The sequence below is a fragment of the Blastococcus sp. OS1-29 genome, assembly GCF_057628075.1.
Genome location: NZ_JBXXJK010000002.1, coordinates 483,813 through 497,576, shown reverse-complemented (window position 1 = coordinate 497,576; position 13,764 = coordinate 483,813). Strand labels below are relative to the sequence as shown.

At 68.7% G+C, this 13,764-nt stretch carries 8 protein-coding genes; 2 read left to right on the top strand and 6 right to left on the bottom strand.

Translation table 11 applies throughout. From position 1 onward, the window contains the following. Positions 1-30: 30 nt before the first annotated feature. Together AC2H4J_RS07040 and AC2H4J_RS07035 are read left to right on the top strand one after the other, a co-directional pair. The gene (locus AC2H4J_RS07040) at positions 31-624 is read left to right on the top strand and encodes a 4'-phosphopantetheinyl transferase family protein (protein ID WP_487464138.1); all 594 of its coding nucleotides are present in this window, start codon (positions 31-33) and stop codon (positions 622-624) included. A gap of 2,000 nt (positions 625-2,624) precedes the next feature. Further along, the gene (locus AC2H4J_RS07035) at positions 2,625-3,221 is read left to right on the top strand and encodes a hypothetical protein (protein ID WP_487464137.1); all 597 of its coding nucleotides are present in this window, start codon (positions 2,625-2,627) and stop codon (positions 3,219-3,221) included. Positions 3,222-3,625: 404 nt separating this feature from the next. On the opposite strand, the gene AC2H4J_RS07030 is transcribed toward AC2H4J_RS07035, so the two are convergent. The 6 genes from AC2H4J_RS07030 to AC2H4J_RS07005 form a co-directional block, all read right to left on the bottom strand. Then, a complete protein-coding gene (locus AC2H4J_RS07030; protein ID WP_487464136.1) occupies positions 3,626-4,048 on the bottom strand; it encodes a hypothetical protein in 423 nt (140 codons plus the stop codon). Between the two features lie 423 nt (positions 4,049-4,471). Then, positions 4,472-5,194: a hypothetical protein gene (locus tag AC2H4J_RS07025; protein ID WP_487464135.1), complete on the bottom strand. Its 723-nt coding sequence runs from the start codon at positions 5,192-5,194 to the stop codon at positions 4,472-4,474. A gap of 300 nt (positions 5,195-5,494) precedes the next feature. Further along, positions 5,495-6,766: a Wadjet anti-phage system protein JetD domain-containing protein gene (locus tag AC2H4J_RS07020; protein ID WP_487464134.1), complete on the bottom strand. Its 1,272-nt coding sequence runs from the start codon at positions 6,764-6,766 to the stop codon at positions 5,495-5,497. Next, positions 6,763-10,272: an ATP-binding protein gene (locus AC2H4J_RS07015; RefSeq protein WP_487464133.1), complete on the bottom strand. Its 3,510-nt coding sequence runs from the start codon at positions 10,270-10,272 to the stop codon at positions 6,763-6,765. The genes AC2H4J_RS07020 and AC2H4J_RS07015 overlap by 4 nt, the downstream gene beginning before the upstream one ends. Before the next feature lie 131 nt (positions 10,273-10,403). Beyond that, positions 10,404-11,213: a DUF4194 domain-containing protein gene (locus AC2H4J_RS07010; RefSeq protein WP_487464132.1), complete on the bottom strand. Its 810-nt coding sequence runs from the start codon at positions 11,211-11,213 to the stop codon at positions 10,404-10,406. Next, complete coding sequence (locus tag AC2H4J_RS07005; protein ID WP_487464131.1) at positions 11,210-12,679, bottom strand: DUF3375 domain-containing protein; 1,470 nt, start codon at positions 12,677-12,679, stop codon at positions 11,210-11,212. Before AC2H4J_RS07005 ends, AC2H4J_RS07010 begins: the two co-directional genes overlap by 4 nt. Between the last annotated feature and the right edge of the window lie 1,085 nt (positions 12,680-13,764).

The following is a 13,764-nucleotide window of genomic DNA, read 5'->3' as shown; positions in this document are numbered from 1 at the left end:
GGGGCCGTCGCACCGCCGGCGCTGTCGATTGTGGCGCTGCAGCTGCCCCGCGGCACCGACCGCTCGGCCGGACGGCGGATGGTCCACGATTACATCGACCATCACCTCCGCCCCACCGGGCACCGCCTCCGCAGCACTTCGTGGGGCCGACCGACGGTCGTGCACCGGATCGGCAGCGTCTGCCCGAACCTTGACGTGAGCTTCAGCTACTCCCACGGGATCGCGGTGGCGGCTCTCGCGTCGGGAGCCCGATGCGGCGTAGACGTGGAGCACCAGCGTCCGTTGGCACGCCGGTCCAGCCTCCAGCGCCATGTGCTGGCACCCGCGGAATGCCCGCCCGCCGACGACGTCGCCTTCTTTACCCTCTGGACCAGGAAGGAGGCCGTCCTCAAACTCCTGGGCTGTGGCCTGCTCGTCGATCCGCGGGCCGTGACGGTCCTTCGGCCGCAGGACGCGTCCGAGGGCTGGAACGAGGCGACCCTGCACGACCGAACCGTCGGCCTCACGCGCAGCGACGACCTCCACGTCGCCCACGGCGGCCGCTTCACCGTGAGCTACGCGATCGCTGGCGAGTCCGCCCCCAGCCTGGCGTCTCAAGGAACCGCGCGGCTGCTGCTCGTCTGAGAAGGGCCACGCAGTTAAACGATCCCGCGCGTTAGCCATGTTCAGCAGCCGCTCTTGAGGGCAAAGGCGAGTCGGAACACTGCCCTGACGCCACGCCCTGCGAGCAGTTGAGCACCGAGGTGCCTTGAAGTCGCCTTCCTGCCAAGGCGGAGGCAGCGCAACGCCCAGGTTCGACTGCGGTCAGGCGCCGTTGCTTCGGCCCCGACTGTCCGGGGCCGATCCCGTGCCGCCGGCTAGAACGGTCCTTCGTCACCTGCTCGGCAGAACCGAAGGGGAACGTTGGTCGCCGTCTGCTGAAGATCGGGCTTGATCGAGGATGCGACGGGGCGAGAACGAACGAATCGCATTGACCATCCGCGGCCTGGCCAATCTGCCGCCACCGTGTCGACCATGTCCGCTCCAGCCGTCTCCTCAAGCGTCGTAATGAAGTGACCCGCAACATCGGCCAGGAGTGACACGCAGAGAGGGAGGTCCCCCTCTGCCAGTTCACGAATCCTTCCGAGCGCCTCTTCGTAACGGTTCTCGAGTGGGCCGGGGTCGCGCTGGTCGCCTGCGCACTGTTGCAGGGTCGAGTGAAGCAGTACGAAGTCGAGGACGATGTGGCCGGGGTTGCTGTGGATTCGCATGATCGTTGTCTCTCTTGTTCGGGGCAGTGACACCGTGGCCATCGGCAGATGTTCGGACGGTTCGGGCCGTCGCCGCGGTTGTTCTTGTTGCGGCCCAGCAAGGTGGCCCGTCCATCACGAGCGTCGTGAACGTGCCCGCCGTCGTTCAGCCATGCGCGACCGGTAGCGGTGGCAGGCGTCTATGCGGCGGCTACTTGCCTAGGGCCTCGCTGGTGCCGGTTGCCAGGGGGTCAGACCAGGCATTCCCCGAGTCATGGTGGCCAGGTCCGAGGACGAGCGGGGCCGCCTGGAGCGACGGCGCTGGGAGTGAACCCGCGGTAGACGGCCACTGGCGCGGACCGATGCGGGCGCGTTTACGACGGACTCCTGGTACGTGCTAGGTCAGTCACCGCACAAGTCTGCCGATGCCCTGTAAGTGACATCGATTCTGACGCCAGAGGCCCTGAAGCCCCGATGGCTGTTTCGGGCGCTCGTGCACGCGCTTCCAGACGGCCTCCCGGTGGGAGCCCTGACCCTGATCAGCCTGCCTGATCAGGCACTGCGCCGGAGCGCTTGGTCCACGGTGGTGGGACAACTTCTTCTTGACACGATCGACCGATGCCGGCCAGTTGCCTACACCTACGCGGACGACCCGTACGCGTGTTGGCCGGAAGCGGGACAGAACCCCCTTGGCCCGCACTACTTGACCGTTCCGGACTGGTGCGCGTGTTGCCCCGAGGGCTGGCACCGCTTCCCCCTGTCTGCACCGCCGGCCGGACTGGTGCAGTCCACGCTGGACAACGTCCAGGTCGGGCTGACGGAGCACGAGCGTTTGCACGGGCCTAGTCTGGTAATTGTCGACAATGTCGGAGGCGCCCGGCCCTGCGTTGACTCGGATCTTGTGGCTCAGGACGCGAGACGTGCAAGGGCTGGCCGGTCAGTTGATGGTCTCGGCAGACAGGTCGCCGCGGATCTCCTTACCTTCGCTGTTGAGCGACGTGAGGCCCCAACCGTTGTGACGTGGTGGCAGTCGCGCTCTCGGTCGCTCGAAGAGGAGAAGTTCGGCGACGTTGCGTGCGTGCGCATTACCGCGCCGACGTGCGAGCGGTATAAGCCGGTCCATCTGCGTGTAGAGCGTCGCGCCAGCCTCGACGCCCCGTGGTCGCCGGCCAAGACGGCAGTCTTGCCCTGGTTCGATTTCGGGTTCGACGACCGAGACCTAGACGCAGAAGACGAAGAATTGAGTGCGATCGACTTCCCTGATGAGCAACCGGCAGCACCGATGAAGGACGACCCATGGGCTCGTTGACCGCTCTGGCTGCCCCGACGGAGCAAGCGGCTGCCGCAACAACAGCAACGGCGGCCGTCAGCCGCCCACCGAGCCGAGGTACACAGATGAACCCTGACGAGCCCGATGTCTTCCCGTCCTGGACTACCGAGATGAGGCAGATGGGCCTGGACGTCAGTTCCGATGGGACTGCGGTCACTATCACCGCGGCCGTCGTGCCGTTCTTGTTCGGCCGAGTCGCCCGCCATGACTTCGTCCTGACGATGGCGACGACATCACTGCTGCGGCTGCGCCACATGATGGCTGCCGGCGACGGTTGTCTCCACCTGCCTGTCAGCGGACGCATCATGATCGACGGAACCCCCCTGCCCACGAGCCGGCTGATCGCCTGCGCGCGACCTGGTCACGGACTCCGACTGGAAGTGACCGCTTGGGCGACGAGCCGCGACAGTAGCCACGCGTGGCTGGACACCCATCTTCTGGAGAACGTCGGCAGCACGGATGTCGCGCATTTCGACGCGGTCCGAGACTTATGGACGGTAGGCGTCCGTCCACTGCATCGCGCTGAGCGATACGTCGCCGCCGGCCTGTCCCCCACAGAGGCCGGCCTCCTCGTCCGTTCCACCGACCGTGTGGACCGCGAAGGCCAGGTCGACGTCCTCGCAGCCCTGCGCACCGGAACTCGCCAACCCCCGCGGCCCTAACGCTCTATCAACAGACAGCGACCACCACCTGTGCGCGACGGGCGGATCAGATCGCGACAGCCGGCTCGATGGTCAGCATCGGACAGCGCTGGGTCCGTTGCCCCCAAGCAGCCCGGCCCATACGTAGCGGGGTCGCAGGCGTACGGCCAAGGGTGTTTTCGGTGCTGATAGGCGCCTTCGGTGCTGGATGGGCGCCTCAGGTTGCCCACGCCGCGGGTTTCTTTGGAGGCACGGGTGCTGGGTGTTGCGTGCCGCCGGCTGAGCGATTCCCCGAGTCAGGGCCCTGAGCCGCGCGTCATTGCTCATCGTCGCGTTCGGCACCAAGTACGCCCTTAGAAGTGCATCCGCCGCTCCTCCGAGCCAGGAGGTCGGGCCGGCGTGGAACGACCGCAGCGAGAGGGATGTCATGTAGCCGCGTCCGGTGGACACGGCGAGGAACGGCGCGTCGGGGTCAGGAATGCCTGTGCACGGTGCACTGCGACAGTGCCATTGGTACGAATCTTGCTGGAGTCGACGTCGGGTTTACATGCCGGGAGGCCGCTGCCCTTGGTGCTGTCCATGAGCGCGGCGAGGGCCTCCACGCTGCCGTCGGCGTCGGTCTCGTCGGCGGTCCACACGCCGCGCGGGGCAGTGCGACGGACGTCGGCGCGGGCAAGGGCGACAACCTCGCTGACTGCCGCGGGACCGGTTACCGCGCTTCGGCCGTCGAGGATCTCCGGGTTGTGCTGGGTGGCTTCTTTCTCATCGGTGCGCGGCAGGGCAGCGTGCTGGCGCGAGGCTGGCTGCGGGCGGATTCGGCGTAGGGATGCGGACAGCGCCCCGGCCACGCGCAACAACGGGAAGTCCTGGACGTCTGGTGCCGAAGGCTCAACTGAGAAGTCTCGCGGCCGGCAACATGCCGACCCGGGTGATCGGGCTTACGTTAGGCCGCTCGGAGGGCGCGGTCCGCAGCCAGGCCGCGAAGCCGGGCACGAGCCTCAAGCCGACCAACCAGTCGCCATACAACCGCAAGTCGCGGTAGCCGCCCTGGCAAAGCGCTGCCGACGGCCCCGCCCCGGCCCCCGGCCATCAGGGTCGGAGCGGGGTGCCCGAGGAGGCTCGGGCAACCTCGCGGGCCGCCCGCTACGACGGTCCGGAGGCCCGGCGATCCAGGACCATAGTCGGGGCGACCGACAGAACGACAGCCCTGGACGACGAACTGGCTGCTGCTTGGCACTCGTAGCCCCCAACGATGAGCCGCTGCGCACTGATTACGCTGCCCCGTCGAAGATCCGCCCCTGGATCTCTAGGTAGCGACGCAAGTCGATAATTGTGCCGCTCTCCGAATCAGGTGCGTGCTGTCGGAGATCGCTCAGTTCAAGTTGATTCGCCGCGGCAAGATTCCCCGTATGGTCAGCCACAATTCCGATCAACGTCTCTAACTGCGCGGGCGAAAAGTCGACGGTGATCTTGCCGCTGTCGGACTCCTCCATGACCGCGTCCAAATCCGCGATGAGTCGACCGATGATGTCCGCGTCGAGGCTTCCGTTGCGGGCGGCTTCCAGGTACGTGGCCAACGAAGCGTTGTATGTCTCAACGCGCGTCGGCAACTCTGCCTCGGCGGCCTTCTTTCGTTGCGCGGCCACGAATGCGACGCCTCCCGCGGTTGCTGCTATTGCTAATACACCCAGCCCCATAGCGATGGACTTGGGACGGGTCAAAGCCTTCGCGATACTCGCCCGGGCGGCTGCCTTTGATTCCGCCCCGGGCGGCGACGCGTCATCGAGAAGCTTGACGAGACGTCCAGCGAGGTCACGGATAACTCCGCCGGCTCTCACGTATTCACCGGTCACCAAGCGTGCGAAGACATCGTCCGGAATGTCCAACGCGGTTTGAATGACGGCCATGATGTCCCCTTTGTCACGTATTGCTGTTGATCGGGCTGGTTGATCCGTCGTATCGGCGGTGCCGACACTTCCGCCGACGTCGGTCACGATCGTCAGTGTGCCCGAAGCGGCAATAGCGGTCGTCGAATAGCCGCCACTCGCGCGACGCCCGCTCGTCGGCGTGAGCGTGGACAGCCGTCCGGACAAGGATTCGACAACCGGGTACGTCGAGTGATGCCGAAGGAGGGTCGGCTTTCCGGACGGTCGCAGACGCGCGCTTCCACGGCAGATGAGCGTGTTGATCGGTGAGTCTCGTCCTGCTCGCGTCCGGCTTGGGTGAGAAAGCAAAGCTCGGGACGGCCGTCCGAATAATTGGACGGCCCGTCGCGCCGTAGATCGGCAACGGCTTCATGGACGATCCGGGACCGGCCGGGACAGCGGCGGTCTAGTGGCCAGCGCTGTGACGACGCGGTCGAAACGGATGTACTCCTGCTCCAGACGGACCCGGTCGCCGATCACGTTGTCGCGCAGCAGCCGGTACAGCTCGGCCTCAGCAGCGGTCAGTCCGGGCAGCTGCTCGCTGCGGGTCGGTGTCGCCTCGACGACCCAGTGCTCCTGATGGGCGTGCAGCGTCGCCAGATCCATCAGGACCGGCTCGACATGCGGCACGACCTGCCGGACCCTGCCCAGGATCGCCAGCCCGTGCGTGTCGACGTCACCCCAGTAGCGAACACGCACCTTGTGCAGCCAGGGCAGAGCCGCCAGCACCGAACTGGCCTCGTTACCGGAGCCCCACAGTACGAGCTGCGCGGGAAGGTGCGGTGCGGTCTCAGCGCTCAGCTTGTTCTCAGTCACGAGCAGCGTGTCGATCCCGATCGCCGGCGGGTCGAGCGCCTGCAGCGCGGTCAGCGGCCAGAACGCCACCGCGGTCGACGGGCCCGGCTGGTCGTGGTCGGTCGAACGAGGCAGCCCGAGCACGTCCCACCGGCCGGCGAGCAGCACCTGCCGGTCCGGGGCGGTGAAGCCAAATCGGCCGGTGAACGTGCCCGCGTCCGAGTCGATCGCCGTGTCCGGCAGCCGGGCGTCAAGCAACCTCGACAGAAGCGCCTCGTGCTGGGCGACGAGCTTGGTGTGCACCCCGCTAACCGGAACCTGGCGGATGTGCACCCCCGGGCGCGGATGCTCGGCCACCCAGTCGACGATCGCTAGCAGCAGCGGCCAGTCGGCGGCGGCCGCGACGACAGCGTGCGGACGGGCCAGCGCGACCTCAGTCGCGGACGGGCTTCCCTCAGCCTGCTGCAGGCAACGGGCGAATGTGTCGGCCTGCGTGGCGGCGGCCCGACCGAGGACGCCGAGCGCCATCGGCGGTGTGTCGAGCCAGGCGTACACCGGGACGGTCTGCCGGCCGAGCGCGCCAGCGCTCATCGTGCGGGTCTCCAGTCGCCAGCCTTGCGTCGCCGCAGCGGTGCGCAGCCCCCGCGCCCACGTGCTCACTTCGCCGAGGTGCTCGGCGAGGTCAGCGGACTTCGGTCCGCTCAGCCGCACCCGGCGCGGGAAGTGGGTGCGCTCCTGCGGGCTCTGGTGCAGCTCGCGCAGCACATGGCCGCGGTCCCATGCGGTCTGTGCGGCCGCCTTGACCGCCGCAGCGGTTCCCCAGCTCGCTGCCGTGGGCTTACTCATGCCGGGTGCTGCGGCAAGGCAGCGTCGGAGATCTCCCGCAGGACGTGCGGAGTGAGGATCATGTCGACCGTCCGGTCGGGGTCAGGGCGCGCGTCGGAGCCCGAACTGTCGGCGATGCCGCCGCCATCGTTAACGGCTGCCGGCTGCGCAGGCAGTCCGTAGGCGTGCGCGGCCCTCCGGGCCCGGTACTCCTCCACCGTCATCGTGATCATCTCTGAGCGGCGGCCGACCGCGTGCGCGAAGCCGACCGCGGACACATACGGCTCGATCGTCCAGATCTTCTGCAGCGGCGTGATGACGAGCATCTGCAACCCGAGCCGGGTGAACAGGTCCATGCCGAACCGCCCGGCGTCGTCGGAGCCCTTGGTGAACGCCTCGTCGATCATCACGAAGCGGAAGGCGTCCGCGCGACCGTCAGCCAAGCCGTACTGGTAGGCCAGGCTCGCTGCCAGGATGGTGTAGGCGAGCTTCTCCTTCTGCCCGCCGGACTTGCCGTCGGAGTCGGTGTAGTACTCGACCTGGGTGTCGTCCTCGCGGGTCCGCTCGGAGGCAGCGAAGGTGAACCACTGCCGCACGTCGGTGACCCGCGCGGCCCATGCCCTGTCCGCGACTACCGACTCGGGCCGGCCGACGAAGCGGTCGAGGAGGTCACGCACCCGCAAGAAGCGAGCCTCGGAGTAGACGCTCTCCTCATCGTCGTCGATCGCACCTTCGGTGATCGAGCGCAGATCCGCCCGGAAATCCAGGATCTGCGGGCTGGTGGTCGGCTTGGCTTCGAGGACGATGTAGGTGTCGGGGCCGAAGTTCGTCCGTGCCAGCGCCGCGTTGATCGTCTCGAGACGCCCTGCGATCTTCTTCGACTCGTTGACCAGCCCGCGGTGGAACGCGGCGATCTCGTTGATCGCCTGCTTCTCCAGGTGGGTGCGAAAGTCTGCCTCGAAGCGCGGCAGGTCGTCGGTCTTGAGTCGGCGCTGCAGCTCCATCAGCTCGTTGCGTGCTTCAGTGCTGCGTGTGTCCATCTCCTCGCACAGCTGGGGCCAGCCTGCTGCGAACTTCTGCTGCTCGGCGACCAGGTACTGCCCGGCACGCGCACGGTTCTGCGTCGCCAGGGCACGTACGCGCTCCAGCCCTGCCAGGATCGCGTTCTGCCAATGCCCGCAGTCATCGACCTCCTTGGGCTCGTCGCCAGCCTCGGCGAGCGCGACGGCGAACAGCTCGGCGGGGGTGCCCTCGAGCTCGACGTCGACCACGTCGATCTTGTCGAGTTGGCGGCGGCACTCCTCCATCCGCCCGGTCACCTGGCCGCTGCGCAGGGTCAGCTCGGTGCGCCGATCGTCGGCCTCCCTCAGCCGGGCCTGTACCTGCGTGAGCTCGGCCATGACCTTGGCGATCGTCGGGTCGTTGACGAGCGTGTCGTAGTGCTGCTTGGACTGCTTGACCCGCTCGTGCGCGCCGGCGAGGTCGACGCTGGCAGGGTCGGTGCAGGTCTGCCACAGCAGGGTGACCGCGTCGGTGCGGTCCTTGAGCGCGACGCCGGCCTTCTTGACGATGTCCCACTCGGCGACGGCGTCGGTGACCTGCCCACGCAGCTGCTCGACCTGATGGGCAAGGGCGGTGCGTCGGGCGCGGTTGTCCCAGCCGAGCACGTAGCGGCTGCGGTCGTCGAGCTTGTGCCGGTCGTCTTTCTCGTGCCGGCTGCCGCCCTTGATCTGCCCGGCTCGGGTCACTGCCGTCTCGTGTGTGGCCAGTGCGGTGGCGTCGTCGACGCACACGTGCCGGAACCGACGGGCGACCTCGACGGCCAACCAATCGGTGACGACCGTGCCCGTCTTGATCTCGATCTTGGCGGCCATCGAGTCGCTGCGGGCGATGACCGGCTCGAGCCGCCCGCGGACGGCTTGGTAGACGAGGCGGCTGCGGAGGTGGTGGCTGTCGACCCAAGCTGCGACGGCCCGGTAGTGCTGGTCGGGCACCAGCAGCGACAACGCCAGCGGCCGCAGTAGCCGTTCGGCTGCGGGCTCCCAGTCGGCCTTGTGATCGGCGGCGACGCTGAGCAGCTCACCGGCGTACGGCAGCGCGTTTGCCGGCAAGCCCAGCTCTGTGCACATAAGGTCGCGCAGTCGCACGGCGTCGGTGGGAATGTTGCTGTCTCGGGTGCCGGCGTCGCGCAGCTCATCCTCGGTCGCCTTGAGCTGGCCGACGAGCTCGTTGACCAGCGTTCGCGCGGCGAAGAACGCATCGTCCTGCGCGGCCTGCTCCTCCGTGGTGCGCCGGCGGGCGCGGTCCAGCGCGCGGCGGAAGGCGGGGAACTCCTCCGGACCGGCGGGTGGGCGGACCTCAGCCGCAGCCGCCCATTCGAGCACTTTCGCGTGGCTGGCGGCGACCTGCTCGACCTGCTTGCGGGCCTCGACGAGCCCGAGCCGGGCCGCTTCGACCTTGCCGCCGTCGGCCTCGTTGAGCGCGACGTTGAGCGCGACCTCGCGCTCGCGGTCGAGGGCGATGTCCTGCCCGATGCGGTCGATCTGCGCGGCCAGCGCCGGCAGATCGGCCTCGGACTCGCTGATAGCGGACTGCAGCAGCGTGGCGCGCAGCCGGTCGACGTGTGCCGGGACGGCTCGGGCGGCTTGCTCGGTCGCGCTGATCCGGGCGCCGCTGTCGTCGTAGCGGCGGCTGTACCGCTCGACCTCGTCGAGGACCTCGAGCTGCTTGCGTACGTCGACGACGAGGTCGTGGGCGCGGGTCAGGTCGCCGTAGTGGCTGAGCATCGTGTCGATGACCCGGCCGATGTCGGGAGCGTCGAGCATGTGGGAGCGGACGAAGTCGGTCAGGTTGCCGACCTGCTTCATCGATACCGTGGTGGCGAATAGCGCCAGACCGGCGGGGCTGAGCCCGAGCTTGCGGCACAGCGCACCCTGGTAGCGCTCGAAGCTGTCGAACAGCTCGATGCCGGTGGCACGCAGCGACGCCTTGAGGACCTTGATGTCGGCGTGGCCGAGCAGGCCCGTCTCGATCTCGACAACTCGGTCGGCGACCAGGTACATGCGCTGCGGCGCGGAGGTGCGGTCGTTGAAGGTCAGGACGAGCCCGCCGCTGATCGGCCCTGTCGGGCTGGCGAACGTGGCGACGATCGCCGAGAGCGTGCCGGCGCGGGTGCGCAGGTACTGCGCCCGGGAGCTGCTGGTGCTCTCGTCCTCGATCTTGCCGTACTGGCCGAGGGCATAGGAGGTCAGCGAGCGCTCGTCACGGTCGGCACCAGCGGCGGCGTTGAACACGATCCGATTGGCCGGGGCAAGCAGCGCGGTCATGGCGTCGACGAGGGTGGACTTGCCGCTGCCGACGTCGCCGGTCAGCAGGCCATTGCCGCCCCGCAGACCGAGCGTGTAGACCTTGCTGTGGTAGGTGCCCCAGTTGTAGACCTGCAGCGTGTCGAGCCGGACGCCGTCGGCGACGGGCGCCGGCAGAGGCGGTGCAGTCTCCGCTGCAACGTCCTGCTCCGAATTCGGCACCGCAGGATGCCGGGGCAGATTGGTGTCGCCCGCGGACGTGTTAGATCCAGCGTTCGGGGCTGCAAGGTCATCCGGGGTGAGCAGCGATAGCGGCGGTGGCGTCTCCTGCCAGTCGGGGCCGGTTGCCGTCGTCACACGCTCTCCTGGGTGCTGCTGCCGGTGGCAGGGGGGGCGAACAGGGTCTGCTCGACGGTGGCCGGATCAGCTGGGTCGGTGCCCGCAGATCGCAGTGCCTGTGCCGGCCCATCCATTCGGGCGGTCGGCACGACCGGTTCGGTGGGCACGTCGGCAGGCGCCCTTGAGGGGATGTCCGAGTGATCGTCGGCGGGGGTCTCAGCGCGAGTCCCGTCCGCGTCGGGGATGTCGACGGGTTCGTCCAGGACGGCGTCGGGGTCGTCACCAGTCAGCAGCCGGTCGCGGTACTCAGCGAGCCACTCGGCCGTGACGACGGACTTCAGGATCCGCCGGATCTCGTAGGTCGGCTGCGGGCCCTTGAGCTTGCGCAGGTACCCGAGGTTCTCGGTCCGGCCGATGTCGGCGACGATCCTGTCCTCGAGCGTGCCGTCCGGGTAGTACAGCCGCAACTGCTCGACCAACTCGGCCTGCGTGACGATCGCTCGTGGAGTGTCGGACTCAGCGTCGGCCGCGGCCAGGCGCTCGCGCAGCACGACCAGCAGCACGGTGACGTGGTGGCTGAGCACGTGCTTGCGCATCAGCGGCGGGATGGCCTCATCGGCGTCGTCGCTCCGGCGCAGGAAGGCGTACCGCTCGACGTTATCGAGCACCAGACGAAGGCCGAGCACCGCGACGTACTCGCGCACGGCCGCCTCGTTGTCCAACAGTGCCGACCAAACCCGGCTGCTCTCGTCTTCGTACACCGGGCCGAGAAGCAACTTCGCGGCGGCGGTCGAGACGCCGAGCTCGGCGGCGCGTGTGCTCATGCGGTTCCCCTTGCGCTGCCCGCGGCTCCGGTCGCCGCGGAGGTGAAGATGACCAGCGGGAGTTCGGCGATGCGGTGCACGCCGGCGTCGTCGGCCCAGCCGATCCGCTGCGTGTCGGTGGTGGCGGTGCCGCCCTCGCTGCCGCTGATCTGCAGGTAGCCGACCAGCTCGGCCAATCCGAGAGTCAGAGGGTGCGCGGCGACGATGTCGCCGAGGCTGGTGACCCCGCCGTGCTCGGCCACGGTCGCGCGGACACAGTCGCGCAGCCGCTCGGTGTCGACGTGCTGCACCGACATGAGCGCGGTCAGGTCGACCGGGGCTGTCTCAGCGTCGAGCTCGGGCGCGTCCAGCGTCGCCGGGGTGTACGGGGTCCGGAGCGGCCGTTCGACCGGCATGCTGATGTCGGCGCGCAGGTCGGGCAGCTCGAACTTGACCTTGCGGTTGTGGTCGTCGCGGAGCTCGAGCGCGGCGGCGAGCGCCTGCCGCAGCAAGGTGTGGATACGCCGCGACTCGGCCCACTCCGCGTCGTCGAGGAAGCGGCGCAGCTGCCCGGAGAGGGCGCGGACGGTGTCCATCGTGGCTGTCGCGGCGTCGAACAGGTCACTGCGCAGGACGCGCTCGACCTGGCCGGTGCGGCCACGCAGAGCATTGAGCTCCTCGACAGCCTTGAGCAGATGCTCAAGCTCATCCTGTTGAGAGGTGGACAGCATGAGCTCCCAAAAGGCCGTCCAGCTGCGGCCCTGATCGGAGTCACCGATCTGCGCAGTCGAGCCGAACACCGCTTCGAGGAACTGCCCGCGTGGCCCGTCCCAGCTCACCGCCTGCGCGCGGACCTGCCGGTCCAGGGTGCGGAAGTTGTCCTCGACGGCGCGCAGATCAGCCAGCAGCTCCTGGCCGGTCGCGACAATCTGCTGATAGCGCTCGCGGACTGCGGTGGCGTCCATGCGGGTGTCCTCACCAGACAGGATCTTGGCGAGTTGGTCGTCGACGTCGGCGCGCTGCCGACGCAGCGCGTCGATGCGCTCCTGCGGGTCCTCGCTGGAGCCGACGGCGATCTGCCGGAGCAGGTCGCGGATCGTCAGCAGCCGGCTGCTGGTGCCCACGAACTCGCGGGGTCCGAGCTCGCGACAGAGCCCGACAGCGATCTCCACCGCAGCGGTCGGGGCGTAGTGCAGCTCGTCGGAGCCGGTGGGGTACGAACCGCGCAGCCAGCCGACCGACGGGTCAGCCCACTCCTTGAGGTACGCCTCGGCCGAGCGCGGGTACGGATGCGCCTCGTCGCGGACGGCGCTGAGATACTCCTCCAGGGCTGCGCTGACCTCGGTTGCCTGCAGCTCGCGGCGGTTCGGCTCGAGGAAGCATGCGATGAGGAAGCCGAGGACCAGCGGTGCGTGATCGGCCTGCAGCAGGCGCCACGCCGGGTGCCGCCGGCGGCTGACGATCTCGTCGTAGGTCAACCCGGTCACCGCCCCGCCTCCATCTCCTCGACCTATCCGGCGTTGCCGCTGTAGCTCGGCTGCCGTCCAACGCAACGTCGTTCAAGCAAGCACATCCCTACGACAAGATGCGGGACCTCGAGCTGATTAGGACGAGCCGGCGGAATCGCTGAGCCGGTGAGACGGCAGCTGAGTGCGGCGCGGGCGGCCCCGCGACCGTGCTCGGTGCCGGTGGCCATCGGCATACGAGACCCGCGCCGACCCGGGTCTCTGGAGGGCCAGGTGCCAGCGGCTGTCGTCCCAGACAACGGCGGGGAGTCAAGTGAGCACCGTCACCGGCGGATAAGCGAACAACCTGTGGACAGGTGGCGGGAGGACAACGTCGCCGAGGGCACGGTGGCCGCATGAGCGACGACATCTGGGACAGCACGTTCCGGCTCACGCTGACCTTTGCTGGCTGAGGCCGCGGCTCGAGGACCGAGGTGGGGCGTACTGCCCCTGCCGGGGATCCATGGGGACCCGGAGACGGTCCTCGCGACGTGGGACGGCTGTGGTCAACCGTCGCTGCATCGGCTGGCCGGTCGCCGGGGATCGCCGGCTGTCGCAATGGCCGCGCCGCTTGCCCTGACGCGCCGGGCCACGGGCCACTGCCCGACGCGGCGCACCGGGCGTCCGGGCTCCGCGATCGAGGTCGGTCTCCGGCGCGCCGTTCGGGCTCGGTGGCCCCAGCGGTGGGCGGAGCCGGCCGTCGGTCGCGCAGCTGGCGAGGCGGCCGCCTGTCCGACCTGTCCGGCCGACCCGGTGCTTCGTCGATGCTGGTGGTGTCAGGTCGGGCGGGCACCGTCGGCGTAGCGCTGCTCGATGATCACTCGCGCACCGGCTTCCACCGGGTCGGCGTCCGCCAAGGCCCGATGTGCCCGCCAGAGGGTGAGCCACTCGTCGAGGACGCGAGAACAGTCTGGGCAGGCGGCGCCGGGAAGGCACGGTGGGTGCGGGTCGCCTTTGAGATACCACTCGGCTCGAGCTCCACTGCTGCCGTGCGGCACCCGCGCCTTCCGCGTCACCGTCCCTCCTCGATCGCACGTCACGCCCACCGTTGGCGATGTCTCGTCCTC

Bases quoted from the DNA above. Each gene is read 5' to 3' on its own strand.
- AC2H4J_RS07035 (WP_487464137.1), top strand. From the start codon at position 2,625: ATGAACCCTGACGAGCCCGATGTCTTCCCGTCCTGGACTACCGAGATG.
- AC2H4J_RS07020 (WP_487464134.1), bottom strand. From the start codon at position 6,766: ATGAGTAAGCCCACGGCAGCGAGCTGGGGAACCGCTGCGGCGGTCAAG.
- AC2H4J_RS07010 (WP_487464132.1), bottom strand. From the start codon at position 11,213: ATGAGCACACGCGCCGCCGAGCTCGGCGTCTCGACCGCCGCCGCGAAG.